20 protein-coding genes are annotated in these 25,228 nt (G+C 41.0%); 11 read left to right on the top strand and 9 right to left on the bottom strand.

The window, feature by feature from the left end:
- Positions 1-44 precede the first annotated feature (44 nt).
- From RM049_RS23610 to RM049_RS23600, 3 genes are all read right to left on the bottom strand, one after another.
- Entirely contained in the window at positions 45-836 is a 792-nt protein-coding gene (locus RM049_RS23610) for an SDR family oxidoreductase (protein ID WP_322705886.1), read from the bottom strand.
- A gap of 244 nt (positions 837-1,080) precedes the next feature.
- Positions 1,081-2,553, bottom strand: a complete 1,473-nt coding sequence (locus RM049_RS23605) for a lipase family alpha/beta hydrolase (protein WP_322705885.1) — start codon at positions 2,551-2,553, stop codon at positions 1,081-1,083.
- A 157-nt stretch (positions 2,554-2,710) separates the two neighbouring features.
- A complete protein-coding gene (locus RM049_RS23600) occupies positions 2,711-4,720 on the bottom strand; it encodes a hypothetical protein (RefSeq protein WP_322705884.1) in 2,010 nt (669 codons plus the stop codon).
- Positions 4,721-5,395: 675 nt separating this feature from the next.
- On the opposite strand from RM049_RS23600, the gene RM049_RS23595 reads away from it, so the two are divergent.
- The 9 genes from RM049_RS23595 to RM049_RS23555 all read left to right on the top strand — a co-directional run bounded on the left by RM049_RS23595 (position 5,396) and on the right by RM049_RS23555 (position 15,409).
- Entirely contained in the window at positions 5,396-6,790 is a 1,395-nt protein-coding gene (locus RM049_RS23595; RefSeq protein WP_322705883.1) for an NADH:flavin oxidoreductase, read from the top strand.
- Positions 6,791-6,856: 66 nt separating this feature from the next.
- Positions 6,857-8,323, top strand: coding sequence for a c-type cytochrome (locus RM049_RS23590; RefSeq protein ID WP_322705882.1), 1,467 nt, complete (start codon positions 6,857-6,859; stop codon positions 8,321-8,323).
- A gap of 11 nt (positions 8,324-8,334) precedes the next feature.
- Complete coding sequence (locus RM049_RS23585; protein WP_322686530.1) at positions 8,335-8,745, top strand: hypothetical protein; 411 nt, start codon at positions 8,335-8,337, stop codon at positions 8,743-8,745.
- An 88-nt stretch (positions 8,746-8,833) separates the two neighbouring features.
- Positions 8,834-10,267 carry a c-type cytochrome gene (locus tag RM049_RS23580; protein ID WP_322705881.1) on the top strand — a complete coding sequence of 478 codons (1,434 nt, stop codon included), beginning with the start codon at positions 8,834-8,836 and terminating at the stop codon, positions 10,265-10,267.
- Between the two features lie 72 nt (positions 10,268-10,339).
- Entirely contained in the window at positions 10,340-11,980 is a 1,641-nt protein-coding gene (locus RM049_RS23575) for a lipoxygenase family protein (RefSeq protein WP_322705880.1), read from the top strand.
- A 29-nt stretch (positions 11,981-12,009) separates the two neighbouring features.
- A complete protein-coding gene (locus RM049_RS23570; RefSeq protein WP_322705879.1) occupies positions 12,010-12,318 on the top strand; it encodes a putative quinol monooxygenase in 309 nt (102 codons plus the stop codon).
- Between the two features lie 12 nt (positions 12,319-12,330).
- The gene (locus RM049_RS23565; RefSeq protein WP_322705878.1) at positions 12,331-13,383 is read left to right on the top strand and encodes a saccharopine dehydrogenase family protein; all 1,053 of its coding nucleotides are present in this window, start codon (positions 12,331-12,333) and stop codon (positions 13,381-13,383) included.
- Between the two features lie 238 nt (positions 13,384-13,621).
- Positions 13,622-15,175 (top strand): cation:proton antiporter, encoded by a 1,554-nt coding sequence (locus tag RM049_RS23560; protein ID WP_322705877.1) that lies wholly within the window; start codon positions 13,622-13,624, stop codon positions 15,173-15,175.
- A gap of 51 nt (positions 15,176-15,226) precedes the next feature.
- Positions 15,227-15,409 (top strand): hypothetical protein, encoded by a 183-nt coding sequence (locus tag RM049_RS23555; protein WP_322705876.1) that lies wholly within the window; start codon positions 15,227-15,229, stop codon positions 15,407-15,409.
- Positions 15,410-15,567: 158 nt separating this feature from the next.
- On the opposite strand, the gene RM049_RS23550 is transcribed toward RM049_RS23555, so the two are convergent.
- From RM049_RS23550 to ruvC, 6 genes are all read right to left on the bottom strand, one after another.
- On the bottom strand, positions 15,568-16,122 hold the full coding sequence (locus RM049_RS23550) for a DUF3124 domain-containing protein (RefSeq protein ID WP_322673180.1): 555 nt from the start codon (positions 16,120-16,122) through the stop codon (positions 15,568-15,570).
- A 287-nt stretch (positions 16,123-16,409) separates the two neighbouring features.
- Entirely contained in the window at positions 16,410-17,087 is a 678-nt protein-coding gene (locus RM049_RS23545) for a TrkA family potassium uptake protein (protein ID WP_322686536.1), read from the bottom strand.
- Between the two features lie 193 nt (positions 17,088-17,280).
- Positions 17,281-20,286: an MFS transporter gene (locus RM049_RS23540; RefSeq protein WP_322705874.1), complete on the bottom strand. Its 3,006-nt coding sequence runs from the start codon at positions 20,284-20,286 to the stop codon at positions 17,281-17,283.
- Between the two features lie 388 nt (positions 20,287-20,674).
- Positions 20,675-21,208: a translation initiation factor IF-3 gene (gene infC / locus RM049_RS23535; RefSeq protein ID WP_322673183.1), complete on the bottom strand. Its 534-nt coding sequence runs from the start codon at positions 21,206-21,208 to the stop codon at positions 20,675-20,677.
- A 236-nt stretch (positions 21,209-21,444) separates the two neighbouring features.
- Entirely contained in the window at positions 21,445-21,579 is a 135-nt protein-coding gene (locus RM049_RS23530; protein ID WP_322673184.1) for a hypothetical protein, read from the bottom strand.
- Positions 21,580-21,611: 32 nt separating this feature from the next.
- Positions 21,612-22,103, bottom strand: coding sequence for a crossover junction endodeoxyribonuclease RuvC (gene ruvC / locus RM049_RS23525; protein WP_322673185.1), 492 nt, complete (start codon positions 22,101-22,103; stop codon positions 21,612-21,614).
- Between the two features lie 174 nt (positions 22,104-22,277).
- Here ruvC and RM049_RS23520 point away from each other — a divergent pair, with 174 nt between their 5' ends.
- Both RM049_RS23520 and tsaE read left to right on the top strand, forming a co-directional pair.
- On the top strand, positions 22,278-23,678 hold the full coding sequence (locus tag RM049_RS23520; protein WP_322705873.1) for a gluconeogenesis factor YvcK family protein: 1,401 nt from the start codon (positions 22,278-22,280) through the stop codon (positions 23,676-23,678).
- A 65-nt stretch (positions 23,679-23,743) separates the two neighbouring features.
- A complete protein-coding gene (gene tsaE, locus RM049_RS23515) occupies positions 23,744-24,199 on the top strand; it encodes a tRNA (adenosine(37)-N6)-threonylcarbamoyltransferase complex ATPase subunit type 1 TsaE (protein ID WP_322673187.1) in 456 nt (151 codons plus the stop codon).
- Positions 24,200-25,228: the final 1,029 nt, after the last annotated feature.

The following is a 25,228-nucleotide window of genomic DNA, read 5'->3' as shown; positions in this document are numbered from 1 at the left end:
GTACTCGTCGAACTCACCTTTAATTATTTACGCCGACCCACTTATTACTTGCTTTCCTGCATATTTCTAACTAGTTTAGTCACTAGCTTTCTGGGAGTAAATCTTACAGATTCAGCGAGTAGCTTATTTTTAATTCCAGGAACGACAACAGTTTTGTTTTCAAATAGACCACGATAGCCAATTTCGGCTACTGTTTCCGCAGTCATAATTTTTTGACCGCTTACCAACTTGGAGTCTTCCATTGCGGCTCTTTGCTGAAAACCAGATTCGGTAGGCCCTGGACAAAGCGCCGTTACAGAAACGCCTGTACCTTCTAATTCATTTGCGATCGCTTCTGAAAATGATAAGACATAAGCTTTACTAGCGTAGTATACTGCCATCAACGGCCCTGGTTGAAAAGCAGCCGTGGAAGCCAGGTTTAATATTTTTCCAGACCCCCGTTTAACCATGCCTTTGAGAAATAACTTGGTTAAATGTGTCAGACATAATATATTGACTTGTAGCAATTGCATTTCAGCATTCAGGTCAATTTCGTTAAATAATCCGTAGGTAGCAAATCCTGCATTGTTCACCAGCACATCAATATTAATTGATGCTTGTTCTAGCTCCGTGAAAATTTCTTCTGGGGCTGATGGGTTAGATAAATCCTTGGAAATAACTTTGACATCAATGCCAAATTTATTTTTAAATTCATCGGCAATTTTATTCAGCTTTTCCAGGCTTCTAGCTACCAACACAAGATTGTAACCATCCTGAGCAAATAATTTCACGAATTCATAACCGATGCCACCAGATGCACCAGTAATAAGAGCCGTTTGTTTGCGATTGGTCTGCATAATTTTCCTCTTTTAAAAACTTGAAATAAATAGACAGGTGAAATAACTATGTGTTAATCCAGAAACCTTATAAAAACGTAGGCTTCATCTCTCCATTGTTTTTCACTCATGTTTTTTATGAATCATTAGTTATTAGCCATTATTAACCTAACGTTCTTTAAGCTTGATTATTCTCTCTCCAAAATAATTAAACAGTGCTAAGTAAACACACCTAATTACTGACTACACAACAACAAGCACTTATTTATTTCCATTGGGAAATTTCCAAGCGAACTGCTGCATTTGTTCCTAAGATTTTTTGACCGCGTTCAGGTAAAGAAATATACGCAACATATATATCTGGACTAGATTCTGAAGTCGGATTTAATTTTGTTACTGGCTCTTTGTCTTCAGAATTCCAACTGTATTTAGCCTCATAAGTGCTATTTGATTCGGCAACATCAGTAATTAGATAGTCAGACCACAAAGGTACTTGGTCGAGATGATGGTCACGTAACCAATTCGTCTCTTGTTTTGTAAAGGAATGCAGCGCTAAACGCAGGGCATATCTACAGGTATTATCATCATTGACTGAGTTTTTTGGAATTAAGAAAGCTGTAAATAGCGGAATAGGTTTATCTGTTCGGGTTAACTCTTGTGTAATTGGGCAATAATGAGCGATCGCTTGCTCATATATAGGAATAGGAAGACCACGCAAAGCCACCCTAGTTTCTAGTTGATAAAAGTTCTTGTCCAGGTCTTGTAACTCAACATTGCTCAGAGACAGTTTCACCTGAATATCACCAAACAAAAATCGTTGTAGGTTTTGATAACCTTCTTCGGAGTTCAATATGCCATAACGTCCACCATGAGAGCGATGAACATAAGCACGATGAGATCCAAGGATATAAGCTTTATCAATCTGAACTAGACCATCACTTTTCACCCCAACAAGATTGCGTGAAAGACCAAAAGCTTCTTCATAATCATGTGCATTCGTGCCGATTAGAGAAAAAACGCGGCTTGGCGAAAATGCATTATCTATACTTTGTAATTGTTGTAGCTGAAAGTTATCGGGTAACTCAGCCGTTGGCTTAATATTAGGTGTTAAATACTGGTACATCCGTTGAGGGCCAAAGTCATCAGAATTATTCAATTGAAACCTGTCCCTGAGATTTTCAATTAAGCCACCCCCGACCTCAAAATAAATACCACCATGAGGTGTAGCGTAGGTAAAGAATTTGTCAATATGATCGGCAGCTTGCTCGCCTTGTTCTGGATAAATCTTTTCAATCAAGCTGCGACAAACAAGACCTCCCATCGAGTGGGCAACCAGATAAATTTTATCAGCACCTGTCGTTTTTTTGACATTCTGGATCAAGTCTCTTAAACCCTGAGCTATTTGCTCCATTTCCTGCCGAACGACACTTGAGGAGCCAAAGCTAGGTGTAGATATATCATAAAATCTATAGATCCAAATAGTTTGATGAAGTTGCTCGGACAATCTTTTAATCTGATTGCTCACATTCTGATTGTTAACAATTGGTTGATAACCATGATCGGTCATTAGCCGCAGCAAGGGACTCTCGAAAAAAAACTTCTGGGGATTTTCCTTCTCATCTACTCGAATATGGGTTGAACCACTATTGAATCCATAAAACGGATCGTTGACTGTTTGCTCAACGTCTTTTTCTGTACCTGCATATCCACGAACGAAGACGATTGGTAAATACGCCATATATATCCTTGCTATTTAATCAATATTTTTCTCGTTCCCAGATTTAACCTGGAAACGAGTGCAGAATATCAAGACAAGTTGTCTTAGTACAACATTTTATTAATTCGTAGCGAATTCTCTGCGTTTAAAACACTACGATTTTACACGGGAGCTGTACTTAGAAAGTTTTCACGAACTCAATTAGGGCTTTCTTATCTTCATCTGGGAGATTTGAGCCAAAATAATGACCCTCATCTTCTACAAAATCAGGAGATTTGTTGGCTCTTAAAAGTACACGTGCCAACTTACCCTTAATTCCACCCTCCGGTTTCAAGTCTTGAAAAAGGCTGCCGAGATTCAGAGATGTAATCGCCTCTCTCATATTGATGCTTGCTAGCAAATTCACAGGTGTACCTTTAGGAACAGGAAGCCTAAATCTCGGATTCGGATCTCCTGGAGGAAGCTCTAATTTGGTATCTTTAGATGTCCTGCTGATAATTCCCTCACGCTTTTCAGGCCATAGCAGCTTTTCCATCGCATCCGTATAGGCTTCTACACGTCCTTTCACTGAAGGATCTTCGTTGTAAAGTCCTAGTGTGTTGTTGTGCAGAAGTGGTGCTGTTGCCCAAATGCTCACTAGTGAGGGTGTACGGTAATATCCCAAACCGCCGTCAGGTATCTTAAATTCGATGGGTTTTTTCTGATCGAAGGGGTTGTACAGTGTCAAAGTACCTGGTGAAGGGAGTTCTTTGAACGTCTTCGATGAGAACTGATCCCAAATATGCCCTTTAGAGGCATTTGTTCCTAGCGATCGCGCCGCATTAGTACCAATTAGGGTAACTGGATAACGCTGGTCATCAGACAAGAAGTTGTGGTCGAGGAAATTACTACTGAGTACAGACTCTTCGTACCATTTTTGAGCCTGTTCGGGGTCAGCTGCAATTTCAGCAGGTGGCTTTTTGCTGGAATGGCAACTAGCACAAGTGCTGGCAAAAATCAGCTTCCCACGTTTGAGAACTTCCTCATCTTTAGTCAAGAACTGTTCGCCACCTGGTGCATCTTTCAGGTGCATCGGCTTGATGGTTTTTAAGAATGCTTCGGCATCAGCCATGCGTGCTTCTGTCTGTCTCCAGCCTTCGCACTCCTTCCGCGCCTTTTCAATATCAAAAGGTTTTTGGGGAGTTCTGCCTAATAAAGGCTCGTGAAGACTTGTCCAGTAATCGCCGCACATCCCAATGTTGACGTAGACGCGTAGTGAGGCATTTGCCACTCCTGTAGAGTCCGCACCATCCTTGAGAATATGATTAACATCCTTGGTTGAACCATCGTTCATCACCTCTGGATATTTGGGGCGATCGCCTAAATTAAAAATGGAATTGATCGCATTCGGATTGTTGATGTGATCGGTGGCAATCCGAGAAGTATCAGAAGTTCCAGGTCTTTGAGAATCAAGTACTTGCTTAACAAAACTATTTTCTCCAACGCTGGATGCAAATAATTTATTTTCCTTAATGTACTGATTACCCAATGCTGCTACAAGGTTTTCCCATTTTGGATGTTCCTTGTCTTTGGGTGGATTAAGGGGATCTAACGCTACATGACAGATGGCGCAGGACTGCCCGATTACGTATGGAGGCTCAATTTGTGAAGTTTTGGCATATTCAACAGGGTTCCATTTTGTCGAGTCGAAGTTGGGGTTTTGGAACTTACGCAACCCAATAACGCCAGTTGAGAGCGGATCTTTACATTTATCTAGCCACAAACCATATTCATCTGGTGCTGTCGCCTTTTCACATCCAGGATCGTTAATTGCACCATAACGTTGCAATCGCTCGTCATGCACGCGCGAGTCAATCAGCTTTAGCAGGTCAACACCACCATGCGTTCGCTTCGCTAAATCACGATAGTACTTAGAATTACCGCCAGTCCATAAGTACCAAGTGCAACGACCCCGTTTTTCGGCATCTGTCAAATTCTCCTTTGTGTACTCTGGGAGATAACCGATACCCTCGCAGTTATCAGGGTATTCAGATACACCCGTATCCGAATACTCGGTACTTATGGATGTAGGTATTTCACTATACTCATCAGCTAGAGCCGTAGGCGTTCCATAAAAGCCGCAGACTATAAACACAGTCACGAATAGGAGGAGCAGACAGCCCTTAAAAATTAGACTTGTCTTTTTCATAAAACTCTCTGGTTGTAACACCTAAACCTTTTCCATTGCACCTCACGTTTGCAGAGGTACATTAATGCTTCATCACCAATTTCCCATTTTCCAGATTTAGTCTGAGGAGATTTTGATGATTAATGTACCTTACTGAGGTTCGTTATATATGAAGTTACTACACAACTTTGTAAAACGTCATCAATAAACTTTTATACATTTCTACATCAAAAATTTAAAAATTTGTAAATTTACAATGGTCTTCAATAACCAATTTGCTATGGTTATATCGATTTCCTACCTACTTGGTTAGGTTTGTAACAAATTGTGAGCAGCTCCTTTTAGCTACTTTTAAGGTTGCCTTAACCTTTGAAGAAAAATAAAAGATGGAAATTTTCACTTTTTTTAAGAATTGCTCTGTAAATACCGATAGGTTTACAAATTGCAAAAGTCTTTATATAACTGTAAAAACCAATAAGGATAAATATCCATGCTGAAACTGGTTAAGTAAATTTAAGTAACAAAAACTTAATACTTAGCGATCGCATCCGAAAACCTCCACTGTAGATTTGTAGACATAAAAAACTGCTCTCCCAGAGACCTAAAAAAATACTTCTCTGGCGAGACTGTTAGTGCTACGAATAATTTTGACACCTAATTTTATTGCCGAAACAATAGATAAAGACAGAGAAACACATGGAAAACGATATTATATTTGAGCCATTGAGATTTCGTAATCTCACAGTAAAAAATCGGATATTTCGCTCTAGTATTTCTGGCAGATGGGATAACTATGATGGTTCAGGTACTCAAGCCCGAATCAACTGGGAAGAAAAGTTTGCTCGTGGTGGTGTAGGAGCGATTATTAGTTCCTTTGTCCCAGTCGCCATCCGGGGACGAATTATGCCCAATTACGCCACCATTAACTGTGATGAACGTATTCCCTTTTGGCGAAAAGTAGGAGAAAGAGTCCACGAATATGACTGTAAATTTATTTTGCAATTAAGTCATTCGGGGCGACAGCAAGATATTGGTGGTGTAGAAAACTTAGGAAAAAAAGCCTTAAGTTCCACTAGCCAAACTGAGCCATTCCACGGCTTTTTGTGTCAAGCGATGACACAAAAAGAGATTAAAGAAACAATCCAATACTTCGCCGATGGTGCTAGACGTGCCCGTGAAGCAGGTTTGGACGGAGTAGAATTGCACAGTGCTAATGGATATCTTTTTAATCAATTTCTCAGTTCTGGAATTAACGACCGTCAAGATGAATATGGTGGTTCATTAGAGAATCGAGCGCGGTTTTTGCTAGATGTAATTAGAGCAATCCGCAAAGAAGTAGGCAACGATTTTCATCTACAATTCAAAATTAGTGCCGTTGACTATAACAACGCCGTCACCTTTTGGGAAAAACGAGGTAATACCATAGAAGATTCCATCCAAGTTTGTAAATGGGCAGAAGAAGCTGGGGCTGATGCCGTGCATGTGTCAACTGGTAGCTTATTTCCTCACCCACTCAATCCCATTGGTGATTTTAATTTTGATATCATTACTAAAACTTATGATTCCATGTTGTCAAGTGGCGTAGAAACTACACGCAACTACATTTTATTTCGCAAAGCATTTTTGCATCCAATTTTCAATTTTTTATGGAATCGTGTGAAAAAACAATTGCCTCCTCAAGCATTTAGTGGTGATGATGTAAAAGATCCTAAAATCAAACAGCTACTAATAGAGAATCAAGGCAGAAACTTACTAGATTCCAGAGAAATTAAAAAGCACGTTAATATTCCCGTATTATGTACAGGTGGTTTACAGCAAGCTTCTTATATTCGTCAGGCAATTGACGAGCATTATTGTGATGGCGTGACAATGGCTCGTACCCTAATTGCTAATAATGACTTAGTTAAATCTTTTAAAGAAGGTAAAGACCTGGCAGATAAACCCTGTACCTATTGCAATAAATGTCTGCTGAATGTAATTGAAAATCCTTTGGGTTGTTACGAGCAGGATCGCTTTAATAGCTATGAAGAGATGATGGAAGAAGTAATGTCAGTCTTTCATGAAACTCAGTTTGCAAATTTATCTAGATAAACAAGCGATGCAGATCGCATCGACAATTTCGCTTAAAAATAATCTCGACAACATGGGGAGTGTTTCATGACTGAACAAACAAACCCTACCCTACTTCCAACCTCAATCAAAGGAATCTTCCAGCGGATTTGGGTTGTAATTGTAGGTATTGTAGCAGTAGCAGTATTTTTCCTTTGGCCTGTTTTATCTAACTCCCCAGTGGATTATGCTGATATTGAAAACCATTTTAAATATGGTTCAATCGGCAGCGAACCAGTCAATGGCATCCCTTACTGGATTTGGAAAGTTTTACCAGAATTATTCCCAGATAAATTACCTGGAAAAGGTTATACTTCTTTGGGATTTATCAAAGAACCTGAGAAAGATTTACCTATAGGTTTTTCGCAACGGCGAGTCTTTATCGATAGAGTTAGCTTGAATTGTGCTGTATGTCATACAGGAACGCTGCGAAATACCCCTAATAGCGAACATCAAGTCATCACGGCAATGCCTGCAAATGTAGTTAATTTGCAGGGATATATCAAATTCTTATCAGCAGTTGGTGTAGATGAGCGCTTTACTGCTAACCGGATGTTGCCAGAAATTGAAAAAATCAGTGGTGGTCTTAATCCCATTGAAAAATTACTTTATCGCTTTATTGCAATTCCTCAAACTAGAGACGCACTAATTAATCAGGCATCTCGACTTAAGTTTGTTGAAAAACAGCCAGATTGGGGCCCAGGAAGAGTAGATACTTTTAATCCTTATAAAGCAATTCAATTTCATTTCCCAATGGATAAGTTGCGTGAGGATGAACTGATTGGTACTTCTGATTTCCCTTCCGTTTGGAATCAAAAACCTCGTGAGGGATTGCAGTTACATTGGGATGGTAATAACACTTCCGTTGATGAACGAAATAAGAGTGCAGCTTTAGGCGCTGGAGTCACACCCACAACGATTGATTTGCCTCGAATTCAAAGAGTTGCCGATTGGTTATGGGAACTACCACCACCAAAATATCCCTACGAAGTTAACGAAACTATAGCAGCGAAGGGAGAACAGCTTTTTGAAAGCAATTGTGCTAGTTGTCACGCTTTTGGTGGTGCATATACAGGCAAAGTTGTCCCAATTCAAGAAATTGGTACAGACCCTCATCGTCTCGACTCATATAGCTACAAAACGATGTCTAACCAAAATACTCTGTATACAGGGTATCCGTGGCGCTTTAAGAATTTCCGTAAGACTAATGGCTATGCAAATATGCCCCTTGATGGTGTTTGGTTACGCGGCCCTTATTTGCACAATGGCTCAGTTCCCACCTTACAGGATTTACTAGAAACACCAGAAAATAGACCTAAAGAATTCTATCGTGGCTACGATGTGATTGACAGAGCAAAAGTTGGCTTTGTATCTGATGTCGGTGTAGAAAACGGTAAGCAATACTTTAAGTTCGATACCACAAAGCCTGGAAATAGTAATAGTGGCCATTTATATGGAACCGATCTTCCTACAGAAGATAAAAATGCCCTAGTTGAGTACATGAAAAAGCTTTAAAAGGAGAAAAAATGAATAATTACGCTAAATGGTTTAGTCGCGTTACTTGGGTTGGCATTATTGTTAATATGCTTTTTGTCATTCCCTCTTGCTTCTTTCCAGAATTAATGCTGACGTTCCTTCAAATGCATATACCAGAGCCAATTATCTGGGTTCGTGCTGCGGGAATGCTGTTGTTTATTATTAGTGCATTTTATATTCCTGGGGCACTTGATCCGTACCGATATCAGGCAACTGCCTGGATATCAATATTTCCTTCAAGAGCTTTTGGATCAACATTTTTCATTTGTGCAGTGCTTTTCTTTGGGCAAGATAAAGGATTTTTATCCATTGCTTTTGTAGACCTGTTTTTCGGATTAGCGGAACTAATTCTTCTGACCCTAGCAATGCGTAGCAAAATGCAATCGCTGCAATTTCAGTGAAGCAATTCTCCTAATTTTATCCCTAGTCTAGTGTAGATATATTTCTACACTACAAACAGATTCTTCTGCAAAGGAGCAAAAGAGTGCCATGACAATACTCAAAAATAAAATAGGTAGGGTAATCACAAGCATCGTTTTAATTGTGGTTCTTTTAGCTGGTGTAGTTGGGTATGTGGGATGGTACAACCTTTTTCGAGAGGTTCCCACATATTATGAATCGTCTGAAGAACACTTTAAATATGGTTCTATTGGCACAGAAGAAGCGCAAGGTGTTCCCTATTGGATTTGGCTGGTACTACCACGAATATTCCCTGATAAATTACCAGGGCCAGGTGGTTATACTTCCTTGGGAATCACTTGGGAAGAGGGTAAAGAAATGCCAGTTGGGTTTACGAAAAAAACCATTGGCTTCCCTCGTGTCGGTATAACTTGCGCTGTTTGCCATACTGCTACCTATAGAAAAACAGAGAAAGATAAACCCACAATTGTGGCTGCGGCTCCTGCTAATAAATTTGATTCACAAGGCTATTTACGATTTTTGAGTGCAACTGCTGGCGATCCTAGATTCACAGCAGATTATATCCTTGACGAAATCAAATATAATTACAACCTTTCCTGGTTAGAAAATTTACTTTATCGCTATCTGCTAATTCCTCAAACTAAGAAAGCACTGCTGCAACAAAAAGAAGACTATAGTTGGACAGATTCCCGTCCTAACTGGGGGCCTGGTCGAATCGATCCTTTTAATCCAGTTAAATTCAATACTTTGAAGTTGCCTAAAGATAACACTATTGGCAACTCTGATATGATGCCTCTTTGGAATCAAAAGATGCACAAAGGGTTTGCACTTCATTGGGATGGGTTAGAAACTTCACTAACAGAAACTGTTCAAACTGGAGCAATTGGTGATGGTGCTACCAAAAAATCACTTCCTGTAGCCGATTTACAACGAGTAGAAGATTTTATTCAAGAACTACCACCTCCTAAATATCCATTTGCTATTGATGAGCAAGTGGCTGCAAAAGGAAGTCAAATTTTTGCTAATACTTGTGCATCTTGTCACGCTTTTGGTGGGGAAAGAACAGGTACTGTTATTCCTGTGGAAGAAGTGGGAACTGACCGCCATCGGTTAGATATGTGGACGCAAGAAGGAGCGGATACTTACAATCATTTTGGTGATGGCTATTCTTGGGACTTCAAAAACTTACGTAAAACCAATGGGTATGTATCCGTTTCCCTAGATGGATTATGGTTAAGAGCGCCATATTTACATAATGGTTCAGTCCCATCTCTACAAGATTTGTTCGAGAAACCAGAGAATCGTCCTCAAGTTTTCTATCGAGGATATGATGTCTACGACCCAAAAAAAGTTGGTTTTATTACTGAGGGAGATGAAGCCAAAGCTATAGGTTTTAAATACGATACCAAGGTAACTGCTAATTCAAATCAGGGACATATTTATAGCACTGATTTATCTGATGAGAATAAAAAAGCTTTGATTGAGTATCTGAAAACTCTGTAATGAAGTTTGTTTGCTAAATACTGACGTTAATCATTTACTAGCACCCGCTCAAAAAACGAATTGGAGATAATCGTGAAACCATATTTACCACAAAAAGATCCTGATGTTAATGTCCGAATTAATTGGCTAGATAAAAATCGAGAAGAGTACAAGTTTAATTACAATTATCTGGCTCCTTTACCAGTAATTGATAAAGTTCCTCATAAGGAAATATTCTCAGCGGAATATACTGCTAAACGTTTGGCAAGTATGGCAACTCTTGCACCAAATATGCTAGCTGCCAAAGCCAGAAACTTCTTAGACCCATTAGATGAATTGGAAGAATATGAAGAGCTTTTGTCACTACTACCAAAACCCGATGTCATAAAAAATTACAAAACAGACTCTTGTTTTGCAGAACAACGACTCTCTGGAGCGAACCCATTAGCTATCCAAAAAATTGATGTATTACCTGAGAATTTTGCTGTCACAGATGCACATTTTCAGAAGGTAGCAGGTACAGAATTTACTTTGGAAAAAGCACTTAAGGAAGGCAAGCTGTATTTCTTAGATTATCCTTTGTTATCTGATATTAAAGGTGGTATCTACGAGAATGTTAAAAAGTACCTTCCCAAACCACAAGCTCTATTTTACTGGCAAAGTAATGATAGTCCTAATGGTGGTTCTCTAGTACCTGTTGCTATCCAGATTAATCATGACTCTGGTGCAAAAAGCGTGATTTATACACCAGATGACCCGCATTTAGATTGGTTTTTGGCAAAAACCTGCGTTCAAATTGCTGATGGCAATCATCAAGAATTGGGTAGTCATTTCGCCTATACCCATGCAGTTATGGCTCCGTTCGCGATTGTCACTGCGCGGCAACTAGCAGAAAATCATCCCATCGCTTTACTGTTAAAACCCCACTTCCGTTTCATGCTATTTGATAACGATTTGGGACGCACTCAGTTTTTACAGCCTGGAGGCCCGGTTGATGAGTTTATGGCAGGTTCATTGGCGGAGTCTCTTGGATTTGTAGCGAAGGTTTATGAAGAATGGAGTGTGGAAAAGTTTACCTTCCCTCGGTTAATAAAAAGTCGTCAAACAGACGATCCAGAAATTTTACCGCACTTTCCTTTCCGGGACGATGGCATATTAATTTGGAATGCCGTCGAAAAGTTTGTGGCTGAATACTTGCAACTCTATTACCAAACCTCACAGGATATCAGTGACGACTATGAGTTGCAAAATTGGGCTAGAGAATTAGTAGCTCAAGATGGTGGTAGAGTCAAGGGAATGCCAGCCAAGATTGAGACTTTAGAACAACTGATTGAAATCATCAGTGTGGTAGTATTCACTTGCGCTCCTCTACACTCTGCTTTGAATTTTTCTCAGTACGAATATATGGCTTTTGTACCCAATATGCCCTATGCAGCCTACCACCCAATTCCAGAAACTAAGGGCGTGGACTTGGAAACTATTATGAAGATACTTCCTCCCTTTAAACAAGCTGCCGATCAGGTAATGTGGACTGAGATTTTAACATCGTACCACTATGACAAATTGGGTTTTTATGATGAGGAGTTTCCCGATCCGTTGGCACAGGAAATTGTGGTGCAATTTCAACAGAATTTGCATGAAATAGAACGGCAAATAGACATTAGAAATCAAACTCGCCCCATACCTTATAACTACTTCAAGCCTTCAGAAATTATTAATAGCATTAATACTTGAATTAGTTTTACTAAAAAAGAGGAATCACAATGTCAAATCAGAAAGTAACCGTCACCGCTCGACTAAAAGTGAAGCCAGGTTTGGAAGACAATTTTAAGCAGGAATTTCAACCTGTAATAGCTCTTACACTTGCAGAAGAAGGTTGTATTAATTACGATTTACATCAATCTGTTGAAGAGCCATCTTTGTTTCTGTTGCATGAAAACTGGGTCAGCCAAGAAATTTTAGCTCAACACCTAGAGCAGCCGTATATTAAAGCTTTAGGGGAAAAATCAGGACAATTTTTAGTTGAACCACCTGAAGTCAGGTTATGGCAGCAGATTGCGAACAACTCCTAGCTGGTGATAATAATGACATCAAGGGTGTTATTGTATGGTGCAACTGGCTATGCTGGAAAACTCATTGCTGAATCTGCTAAAAATAATGGACTGGAATTAATTTTAGCTGGACGCAATCAAAGTTCACTAGCACCTGTAGCCAAGGAATTAAGTTTGGACTTTCGGGTTTTTGGCTTAGACGATCCGCAGGCGATCGCTCGCTCTCTTGAGGATATAATTGCTGTCATCAACTGCTCTGGGCCTTTTTCCAAAACCTCAAAGCCACTTGTCGATGCTTGCCTGCAAACTAAAACTCATTATTTAGACATAGCTGGCGAAGTACCTGAATTTCAGGCGCTACAGGCACGAGATACTGAGGCTAAAAATGCAGGGATAATGCTTCTCCCTGGTGTGGGATTTGGTGTTGTCCCTACTGATTGTGTAGCTGCTTACCTGAAACAGAAGTTAGCAGCTGCAACGCGACTGATTTTAATCTATGAAACAGTGGGCGGTGTATCTCAGGGAACTGCAAATACAGTACTGCCAACTTTACATCATATCGGGGTAGTCCGAGAAGCAGGTAAGCTCATCCCATCTCGCCCAGCATCGAAAAGACGTAAAGTTGATTTTGGTTATGGGCCTGAGACAGCAGTAACAAACCCTTGGCGTGCTGATATTATCACTGCTTTTCAAAGTACGGGTATTCCCAATATTGAGGTTTATACCGTATTTCCTAATCCTGTGGGCTTCCTGATGGAGTCGAGCCAGTATTTGGGAGGGTTATTTAACTCGTCTCTATTCCAAAGTGCTTTAGCAAGTCTAATTAAAACTCTACCCACTGGGCCAACGGCAGCAGAACGAGCCAAGGGGCAAGTTCGAGTAATTGGTATTGCTGAGGATGAAACTGGTCAACAAGTAACTGCAAAGCTCTTAGGGCCAGAAGCATACGATTTTACGGCATTGGCGGCTGTAGCAGTTATCAAACGGGTGATTCAAGGCGAAGTTAAGGTAGGATTCCAGACTCCTGCATCTGTATATGGGGCAGATTTTGTCCTTGAAATTCCGGGCGTTATCGGGTTCGACTAAAATTAGGACTGACGCAAAACTAATACCAATTCAATTGATGATTGCAACACATCCTTGGGTAAAGACGCGATGAATCGCGTCTCTACAAATGGTCTATGTGTTGCATTTTTTTTCAAATGTTTCGGAGCGACTCTACTTTAACGTGAGTTCGATGAACCCACACCCTGAACTTGCTAATTTGGCATGAATGAAGAGAGAATCTATCAGTCAAGTCAAACTAACTCTCTAAAACGCAATAGTGGATGTTACCGAATTAGTCAAAGTTTCAATTATTCTTTTGGTTGTGGCTACAGGTGTAGCTTTGCTGTCCCGGCGGTTGGGAATCCCTTATGTTACGGGTTTAGTAATAGCAGGTTTGCCCATCACTGAGTTATTGTCTCGTCGGATTGGTTTAAGTCCAACCCTTGTTTTGGATCTTTTCTTGCCAATTCTGATCTTTGAAGCTGGTATTAATACAGATGTCAGCCGCCTACGCAGCACCTTTAAACCAATTGCTCTACTAGCTGGGCCCGGGGCTGTGATTTCCAGTGCGATTATTGCCGTCCTGTTGAAATTTGTCTTGGGACTGGATTGGATACCTGCATTATTTGTCGGAGTAATTCTGGCAAACACTGATACTGTTTCCATGATTGCTGTATTTAAGGATATACCAGTACCCTCGCGGCTTTCCACCATTGTTGAAGGAGAAACCCTATTCAATGACGCTGCTGCCCTAGTTTCCTTCAACCTGATCGTGCAAGTATATTCAACAGGCTCACTCACATTTGTAGAAGGAATCCAACAACTGCTATTTATCTCTCTAGGAGGCTGCGTTGTCGGGTTAGTCTTAGGCTACTTGAGTATACCTGTATTCGCCCGTTTAGATGATGCTCTGAGCAGTCTTTTGCTGACAGTCGCAGTTGCATTAGGAACTTTTCAGGTTGGGCAATTTCTCGGTGTATCAGGCCCTGTGGCCGTAGTTGTTGCTGGATTGATTTTTGGAAATTTAGGTCTTTCTCGCAATACTTCTGCTTCTAGCCGCATCACCTTGTTGAGTTTCTGGGAATATGCCAGTTTCACTGTCAACACCTTTATTTTCCTGTTAATTGGTGTAGAAATAAATTTGGTAACACTCTGGAAAACTTTACCTGCAATTCTACTTGCAGTTTTGGCTTATCAAATCGGGCGAGTTCTTACCGTATATCCACTGCTAGCATTAGTTCGTTGGATTGACCGCCCAATTCCACTGCGCTGGCAACATTTACTGTTTTTAGGCAACATCAAAGGTTCGCTCTCAATGGCTCTGGCATTGAGTTTACCTACAACACTGCCGGGGCGAGAAGTTTTGATAGCTATAGTCTTCGGCTGTGTGCTGGTGTCGTTAGTGGGACAGGGTTTAAGTTTGCCTTGGGTGGTTAAACGCTTAAAGTTATCTAAATTTTCCGAAGTTCAACAACAGGTTGAAGAGTTGCAAGCCCAGTTGATGACGGGTAAGGCGGCACAAGATGAATTAGATAGCCTATTGAAATCAGGGGTATTACCAAAAGCCGTTTATGAAGAGATGCGTTCAGCTTATCAGGTACGAATTGCCGGTGCAGAAAAAATACTGCGGGAACTATATAATCGTCGCCCTGATGAGGTGGAAGGTAGAAGTGGCAAGAGCAGTAAACTTGAAGCTATTCGCCGACGTTTACTCTTGGCAGAAAAAGGAGCGCTCAATGAGGCAATGCGAAAGCGAATTCTCTCAGAAGAAATTGTGCGCGAGCGGATACAAATTCTTGATGAACAATTACTGAAATTAGAAGATGATTAAAGATGGGGCATTGGGCATTGGGCATTGGGCATTGGGGATAGTCTGGCCTTCGTGAATGAACCTTTGAGCTTCGTTGATGAACCTCTGAGCTTCGTTGATGAACCTCTGAGCTTTGTGAATGAACCTCTGAGCTTTGTGAATGAACCTCTGAGCTTTGTGAATGACCCTCTGAGCTTCGTTGATGAACCTTTGAGCTTCGTTGATGAACCTTTGAGCTTTGGAATGAACCTCTGAGCTTCGTGAATGAACCTTTGAGCTTCGTTGATAAACCTTTGAGTTTTGGCTGATTAGGATCTGTTGCCTCCAGCTATAGATGCAGTCAGAAACTCAATGAATGCATTCCCGTGAGGAACATGGGAACGAGGAAATGATAAATTAGCTTTTTAAGATTTCTATTTTAAAGGCGATCGCTTATTGTTATTTTGACTTTTAATTACCCTGCTAGGACTGATAAAAGAAATTCCTTGTTGAAAGTCAGTACCAATCATGACTGCCTCTACTATCGGTTCGGATATTTCGGTTTGGGCTACCCATTCGACAATGAAGTTTGCACCTAAACCTCCACTGGTGTCATTTCTATTGATAAAAAAATCTGTCGAAGCTAGGGCATCAAGTTGAATAGGGCGCTCTAAATACTGTTTAACTAGTTTCCCTTCTGAGTTATAGTAGCGCACAGAAGTAATAACGATCGGATTAGTCAAATCTGTATTCCGAATACTAAGCGTAACTGCTAACTCAAAAATCTCTTGGCGATTGTGATGATAGATATGAGAGTAGACTGGAACATAAAGAGTTTCACCGCTGGCTATCTTAAAATTCTTATCCAGCGTCACTGTTTTTTGCAATGGGGCTGCTGGAATGGCATCGGGTTGTGATTTGGGTGTTGATTGACAAGATACAAGAAAAATAAGAGCGATCGCTAAAATAATATATCTATACAGCTTCATCAAAACTCACCATTTTTTTATTATCGTAAATCAAGGGGTTTAAGAACCCAACCATTAGACGTAGCGCAGAGGCAAAGTGGCTCCGACTCCAGTCAGTTTCTGTAAATAGACGACGCGGTAGGAGCGCAAGGCCTTGCGCCCCTACAACAGATGTGGTTCAAATATATGAAAACTGCTGTAAATCCCCGTCTGAAAATGTCTTGAATTTTGAATTTTGAATTTTGAATTTTGAATTGTTAAATGTGTAGCTAACCCTACCTAATAAACAGTTTAGGTAGGAACTGTGCTCAACATTTTTGTTCAATAAAATCAATGACTTGATGTAAGCATCTTGGTTTAGTCACAATCAGCACAGTTGAATGAGGTTCCAGTATTGTACTGCCGTTAGGAATCATCAAATCTTCGTGGGGATGAGATTGATAGCCAATAATTAGCGAACCAGTAGGGAATTGGGGATCTTGAGCAATTTCGGCAACGCTACGACCAGCAACATAGCAATTGTTGGGGATGGAAAGTTTCAGAACCTCAATCTGTCCCTGCTCAAAATGCATCATTGATTCTACTTGTGGATACTCAATGGCGTTCACCATTGTTGCAACTGATAGTTCAACAGTACTGATAATATGGTTGGCTCCAGCTATCCGCAATGGTTCGACAAAATCGGGGTGGCGCATCCGGCTCAAAATATGGGTGACGCCGTAGTGTTTAGCAAGAGTTACCATTGCCAAGTTTAAGGCATCACTTCTGAGGACTGCTGCCAAGGAACCGGCTTTGCGAATCCCAGCTTCTAACAATACTTCTGTACTCACAGCACTGCCTTCAAAAGCCATTGCTCCTACTTGTTCGCGGGCGTAGCGGCAAGCGATAGGGTCAATGTCAATTACAGCAACAGTATGCCCTAGTTCTACCAGTTTTTGCGCCAAACTTAAGCCGACTAAGCCTGCTCCACCGATGAGTACGTACATGATTCCTGATATTCTTTGAATTTTTACTTCAGTTTACAGGTTAACAAATAGTCATTTGTCATTTGTCATTTGTCATTTGTCGTTAATTCTGCTCCCTCTGCTTCAGAATAGCTTGCACAGTTATTGGATGTTTTTTTATTTGAAATCCTTTAGCAGCAATGGAAATAACAGAATTATTCGAGGTGGAGGATTTTTAATTGTAATTTTTGAATTGGTATTTTTCGAGTAACTCTTTAACTTGAGCGGACACCAAAGGATGTGGATCTTTTTGTAGCTGGGGGAGGATTTGCAGGAGAACGCGATATGAAACCATATTTAAATATGCGATCGCAGCTTCTCTGACAAAGCCAGTAGGATGACGCAAGCTCACTAGTATCTCAGAACTGGTCAGTCGGATGCGTGTCACTTGAGCATAATGGAAACAGCAAGCTAGACACCAGTCAGAAAGGAAATTACCTAACATCAGCAATCTGTGGAGGCGATCGCTAACTACCATGTTCTCATATTCTACGATCTTGGCTTCGACAAGATATTGCAATTTTTCTGCCTGTGGTCGATTATCTAAAATATTCAGCAATAAAGATTTTGAAGATAAAGTTACGGTATGCTCTAAGATTTCTAAGCCCCGCGCTAAGTTTACCACTGAGAGCGATCGCAGATTAAAGGATGCTGCCTGCATCTTTTCTGGCGAGTAAAGCAGTTTCAGTAATAGTAGCAGCCGCTCTTTCACATCCAATTCCAATTCTAGAAGGGCGCGTTGCAATAATTCCGAGACAATCACAATCCTTTGATTGGATTGATAATTTTCTTTTTGGTCTAATGTTTGGAAGTCAATATATGCAGCGTAAATTTCACCTAAAAATTTTAATTCCTGCTTAATTAAATTTTCTACCCGACTTTCATAAAATCGATCTACTAAACCTTTAATTCCTGGTTGTTTGTGGATTTTTAGTAAGCTGCGGAGAATATGATCCCTAGTAGTACCCCAGGATATTTCCAAGTTTTCCCATAAAGTCTCCAATGCTTGCTGAGTTCCTACTTGAGCAATGGTACGCCAAGCATACATTCGTACTACTTCTGGTTTGTAAATATTGGTAGCCAACCGCAACAGCATTTCTAAAGCTTCATTTTCTAGTCTCACTAAAGCTGACATGGCTGTACTGCGGGTTGATTTGTAATAAAGTGCTGCAATCAGTGCCGAATAATACTCTTCTAAATGGGTGGCTGAAATCATTTCTAATACGGCACAGCGCACCCGTAAGGACTCATCTTGTAATAAATTCGGGATATGAATCCGCAATGCCTGCAAATAAACTGCTTCTCTGAGCGCTCTAACTCCATTCACCCGTTCCCGTTCTTGCTTATGAGTCAGCATCCGGCGCATGGTTTGGGTAGCTGCTACCTTTTGCATGGGCGTTCCCTGGCGTAAGACTAAAGCGGCGGCGGTGGCGCGGATGAGTGAGTTTTGCCTGGGGTGTAAATATCCTTCTAAGAGGCTTAAATTAGGATTTGGTTCAGCCAGCCAAACGTAGCGCAGCGCTAAAGCAAAAACTTCGGGGTTAGTTTCTTGGGATTCTTCTAACAAAGGACGGATGGCGGCTAAATAAACCGGGTTTACACCTCCCATCAGCATCACTTCCAAACTTTGGCGCTGCAAATCTGGGGTTAACTTCACTAGTAGCGGGGCTAAAACTTCTGCCGCTCCAAGGGAATCAATTTGGGCTAAAAGTTCAATACAAGAGCGTTTATCAGCCTCAGAGCCTTTTTCTGCTAAAGCTTTGACTACACCCTGTTTGAAAAATCGCAAGCCGACATTGCTTGCACTCAAATGACCCCGCGCCACACTCAAGACTAACAGTTCTACATAGCGCGATCGCAATTCCCAAACTACTTTTAAACAAGTGCCAGCTATCAGCATGGTTTCTGCTACTAACACCCATTTTTGTAGTGGTTCGGGTACAAACCGCCCACAAAACAAGATAGTCACAAAAATTAGCGCTCCTGTCAAACCTGTAGCGATCGCTTCGGCGGTTCCGCCAGATAAAGTCTGCATCCGGCTGCGAATTCCCTCTGGAATCGGTTGGTACAGGATGGGGCCGCTACTCATCACAAAGGTGTAGCGCAGAAGTTCATCGCAGAATTTGACAGTTATCAAACCCCAGAAAAAACTTTGCGATTGCATGGCTGGAATTAAATGCAGCAATACCAGCACTCCTGGGAGTGAAAAGCCGACGGTGATTGGTAAAAGCGTCGCAGTGAAAAATACCCCCATGCGTTCGATGAGTCGGCTGGAAAAAAACCATTGCAACAACAACTCACACAGTCCCAACATCCCACCAAAAAGACCCAAAAAGCTTGCAAGTTCTCGGTCGCTCAAATTGGATTGGAGTTCGCGTAGATACTGAAAATCTATTAACAACCCAATAACTTGCAATAGTCCCACAAAAGCAAACAACTGCCAGACGTAGCGCTTCAGAGGACTTTTAATGAAACGCTCTCGTGAAACTTGTTGTTCAGGAGCTAGTCTTTGTGGGGTTTCAGGAAAAGCTGCTCGATAATGATGAGTTAAATAGAATAGAATTCCCGATCCTAATAAAATCACCATACAGGCGATGAGGATGATCTTATTCAGCGTGGTGTATTGCACTAGCCAAGGCAAACTAAAGCCACTGATTACATCTGCTACTAAAAGCCCACTACTCACCAGTGGGTAAGTCCGTTTAATCTCCCGAATATTAAATATTTGGTTGGCGACAATGGAAGTGTTGAGGTCATTGACCACATAAAGTGCATCTACCCACAGCCGCAGCAGAAATGCCGAAATCACTGCCAGGTAGGAAAAATGATATCCCCAACGTAATACAACTAATAAAACTAATGGCATCAACATGCAAGGTGCGATCGCCACAATTACCCGACGTAAGGGAAAAATCTTTTGCAGCCAAGAGTATAAAAAAACCAGTCCAGCACTCATTGCCGCACTAGCAATATACATCCACGGCAGTAGATGAGTCCCATATTCATCCAAAAACAGCGCCACCGTACTGTCTTCTGCCCACCGCAATCCTACACATACAATTGTGTAAAAAAGAAACATTATCTGGGTTCGTTCGCTCTCCTCTGGTCGGAGATTCACCCACTGTAGTAGTCGTGGTAAAGCAACTTTATTTGCAGCCAACCAGTGATTTTTCAGTTCCATGCAGTTTTATTTTCTGGTAGTATCACCGCGCAATGGGCATTGGGCATTGGGCATGGGAAAGAGGACTTGGGGACAAGGAGAATTGGGGACAAGGGGAAAGACTTGTTGGTAGTTCTAAACTTTTGTCACCTTGTCACCTTGTCCCCTCTGCTCCCCTGCCCCTCTGCCTCCTCATCCCCTGGAAATAGCAAAAGTCCTGAGCAACTGAGTATTATGTTTCCCACTCAGCGTTCAGGACTATCGATTTTAGATAAATTTAAACGCTTTCGTAAGACTGCACAGCTAACTATGCGCCCAAAGCGTATATTGCATTCAAATGAAAGATGAAAAAATCCCCCGACTTCTAGCCAGGGGATTTTCAAACTTGGTCTATTAAACAGTTAGAGAATTATTTTTTAGGCGAGATGAGCATCATCATGTTTCGTCCTTCTTTTTTAGGCGCTTGTTGAAGCTCACCAAAAGGCTCTAAATCCGTTGCCATTCGCTTGAGCAAATCTTCTGCTAGGTCGCTGTGTTGAATTTCTCGACCCCGGAACATCACAGTTGCTTTGACTTTATCGCCATCTTTCAAAAAGCGCTCTGCTTGCTTAACACGCACATTGTAGTCGTGTTCTTCTATTTTGTAGCGCATCTTAACTTCTTTGACATCAGCCGTGTGCTGCTTTTTCCGGGCTTCCCGCGCCTTTTTCTCCTGTTCAAACTTGTATTTCCCGTAGTCCATAATCCGACAAACCGGCGGGTCAGCTTTATCGCTGATTAGCACCAAATCTAGCTCTTTTTCTTCTGCTAGTTGTAGTGCTTCCTGTGGGAGCATAATTCCCAGTTGGGCACCGTCAGTGTCAATGACCCGAATTTTCGGGAAGCGAATTCGTTCGTTAATTTGGGGCAGATCGCGAGTTCTTTTCTTCTCAATCACAGCCATTATGATTTGTAGGAGCTCTTAAATGAAGGATTTAGTGTGGTCTAAATTGCTATGCCTCAGAGGCAAAATACAGAAGTAACTCAGGACTGAAAACATAGTCTCCAGTTCTAGGGTAACTAATCTATAAAATAGTTGCCTCGTTGTATTTGTCATTTTACTCAGTCTGAGAGAATTTCTCTGCAATAGTTAATCTAAATTAGACAACCCAGACTCATATTAAATATTATTACAATTATTTAGCAAGACTTTTTGCGATCGCGTAACCGCCCTTTCCGGTGGCGATCGCATTGAGCAACATCATCAGGACTAGCCCCTGAGCGTTTTCTGAAAGAGAGTCCAGTATTGGTGTTGTGGGCTTTTAGAGAAAGCATTATCTCCCCAAACCCAAATCTTTGATGAAAACCTACAGCTGATAAGAAGCCGTCAAAGCCACTGCCAAAGCATCCGCAGCATCATCCGGCTTAGGAATTTCATCTAAATCCAACTCCCGCGCCACCGCTTCTTGCACTTCTGACTTATCAGCATTGCCATAGCCTGTTAAAGCTTGTTTAATTTGAGCCGGGGTAAACTCTACATAAGGAAGACGACGCTGCCCCAACACTAAAATGACTATACCCCGCGCCTGTGCAACCAGGATAGTACTTGACATACGATAGAAGAAGAGTTTCTCGATCGCCACTAGATCTGGTTGAAATTCCTCTATCAGGGTGTGTAAATCATCAAACAAGGTACATAAGCGCTGTCCCATTTCTACATCTGCTGACGTTTTAATTACTCCAAAATCCAGCATATTTACTGTAGTCTCTTGCACCTTTTTGAGATTTTGTGTGTAGCTAATTGCCCCAAATCCTAAAATTGCCAGTCCTGGATCTAATCCTAAAATTCGTTTTTCCATTAAATTCACTTTTACCAAGCCAGGGTATTGTTTAATTAGAAATCCTGGCAATCTTCACGACTTGCTCTTAGTCTAATAGGATTGATAAATATAATAGTTTCACGCCTGGTCTTTTAAACCAAGCGGTGTAAATTTTCTGTTAATTATTGTTTGTAGCACTGCTCCAAATCAGGTATGTCAATTGGTTTTCTCAGACAAGCCCTCAACGCCCTGCAAAAGCAGTCGCGCTCTCGTACTTATCGGGTTAACCAGTGGTTCAAATGGTTATCCCCTGGACTATCGGTAAAACGTTGGTTGTTAATTAGTGTTGGAGGTGTACTGCTGGCGAGTTTGGGGTTAGCCATTTGGATTAAGCTAACCCCAATTTTTTGGATGATTGAGTTGGTTAGAGGTTTCTTGGGAGTCATCACCAACCTCTTACCGAACTATATCAGTGGGCCTTTGGTACTGCTTGGCGGTTTGCTATTAGTGCTTTGGGGGCAAACTCGCACAGTAGGCTCAATTACTAAGGTACTAAGAGCAGAAGGCGGAGAGGAACTCATTGATGTCTTGCTAGCCCATCGTCGATTGTACCGAGGCCCAAAAATAGTGGTAATTGGTGGTGGTACGGGACTTTCTACGTTGTTGAGAGGACTGAAAACCTATAGCGCTAATATTACTGCAATTGTTACTGTCGCCGATGATGGTGGATCTTCTGGGCGTTTGCGTCAAGAGTTTGGAGTGCTACCACCAGGAGATATTCGTAATTGTTTGGCTGCACTAGCAGATGAAGAAAAGTTATTAACAGAATTGTTTCAATACCGTTTTCGGGCTGGAGATGGGTTAACTGGCCACAGTTTTGGCAATTTGTTTTTAACGGCAATGAGTGATATTACTGGAGATTTAGAACAAGCAGTTGCAGCTAGTTCTAAAGTTCTAGCGGTGCGAGGACAAGTACTACCAGCAACTCTCAGTGATGTTCGCCTCTGGGCAGAATTAGCCGATGGTCGTCATATTGAGGGGGAGTCTAGTATTCCCAAAGCTGGTGGTAAAATTGTCAAAATTGGCTGCATTCCGGCTAATCCTCCGGCGGTACCAGCAGCTATTAAGGCAATTAAAGAAGCTGACTATATCATTATTGGCCCAGGTAGCCTTTATACAAGCCTAATTCCTAATTTATTAGTACCAGAAATTGCCGATGCGATCGCTCAATCAGATGCCCCCCGTATTTATATCTGCAATATAATGACTCAACCAGGAGAAACTGAAGGCTACACTGTTGCCGATCACATCAGAGCAATTGATGCTGCTTGCGGACAAAGACGACTATTCGATGCTGTATTAATACACAAAAAATCTCCTTCGGAGCAATCACTTATCCGCTACGCCCAACAAAACTCCCATCCCGTTTTCCTCGATAGAGAAGCCGTAACTCAACTAGGGCGACGGATTGTTCCAGCTAATGTTTTGTATGAAGATGAAACAGGTTTTGTACGTCACAATCCGCAGAAACTAGCACAAGTGTTATTGCGGTGGTACGGTAGAAGTCAGTCCCTTCGGGGAATTCAAAATTCAAAATTCAAAATTCAAAATTAAGGAAGATGAAAATTTGTCATTTGTCATTTGTTTAGACTAATTCAGTAATACCCAATACCTCAATCATGAAAATTTTTCTTGCAGATACAGAAGCGACGCTGCGCTTAGGTATTACTCTTGGCGAATCCCTGACATCGGGGAGTGTAATTTTACTAGAAGGTGATTTAGGCACTGGTAAAACTACTTTAGTTCAAGGCATTGGTAAAGGTTTAGGAATTGCTGAACCCATTGTCAGTCCCACTTTCACGCTGATTAATGAGTACACTGAAGGACGCTTTCCTCTTTACCATCTGGATTTATATCGCTTGGAACCGCAAGAAGTCGCAACTCTAAATTTAGAAAGTTACTGGGAAGGTGTTGAAGTGATACCAGGAATTGTGGCAGTTGAATGGGCGGAACGATTGCCCTACAAACCAGATAGTTATCTCAGCGTGAGTTTGACTTATGGACATGAAGGCACTCGTCAAGTCGAACTCACATCATTCAATTGTGCCATTAGCAAAGTCATTGCCGCAATTTAAGCTCATCCCCCGCCTAAAGTACGAGGGATTTCAGTTTTTTGACCCAACACTCAAAAATTCCTGCAAATAATCGAGAGAGAACTTTACACTAGTCCTATCTGCCACTACCACGTTCGCCACCGTCAGTTCCTAACATTGCGATCTCAACCAAAACAAAAATATTTAATCAGCTTTTTTTCAATAGAAAACTGGTAGCCAGCTTTGCTGACACTTGCTCCTATAAATTTAGAAAAGTTGGCAACACACTGGCTTTCTTTAAAAGAGAGAGTATTTTTTCCTTCACTCCCTTAAATCCAGGCGGGGTTATTTTATCCGAATAGTATTGAACCTAAAGTGATTCTTAACTAAACAGGATATATGAATCAAGCAAGTGTAAATAAACTGTTGTTGGGGTCAATGAGAGTTTTGAGAGAACTTAGTCAGCTTCGATTGAACCCGATTAGTTCCCTACTGTGGTTTAAAAAAGGAATCTAGATTATTTAGCAGCGAACGCTAGTAGAAAAAGTTAAGCAATTATAAATTTATGTATAATTTTAACTTTCTTCACACTTAGTATTCCCAAGTTAAGTTCACAATCTATACAAAAAAATAAAGTATTTTATAAATTTACAAAATTAGTTCTAATAATTTTAATTAGCAATAAATTATTATATTCACATCTGTAATTAGCACCGATCTCAATAAAATATTTAACTAAAATATCTCGTATTTATACATATTTTATCTAGAAAGACAAGACACGAAAAAAGCAAACCATCTAAAGATACAGGGTTTTATCTGTGGACTGAACTTTTTGTTACACCTATCACTTCAGAATCAAGTAAAAATGCTTAATCTACGACTAAACGCCGTAGATTAAGCATTTTTGCAATCGGTAGAATCTTTTGTCAAACAAGTGGGGGTCATGACGAAGTACAGTTCATATTTGGTTCCATCTGCTGCTGTTGAGCCATCACCCCATAATGGCAAGTTCAAGAACCTATCCCACTAATAAAATCCTTTGAACCCAGATATGGATAGTAGCAAGGT

The sequence above is a fragment of the Nostoc sp. DedQUE04 genome (assembly GCF_034530995.1).
Taxonomy (GTDB): domain Bacteria; phylum Cyanobacteriota; class Cyanobacteriia; order Cyanobacteriales; family Nostocaceae; genus Nostoc.
Note: the sequence above shows the minus strand (reverse complement) of the source record. Positions and strands in the feature narration are given on the sequence as shown.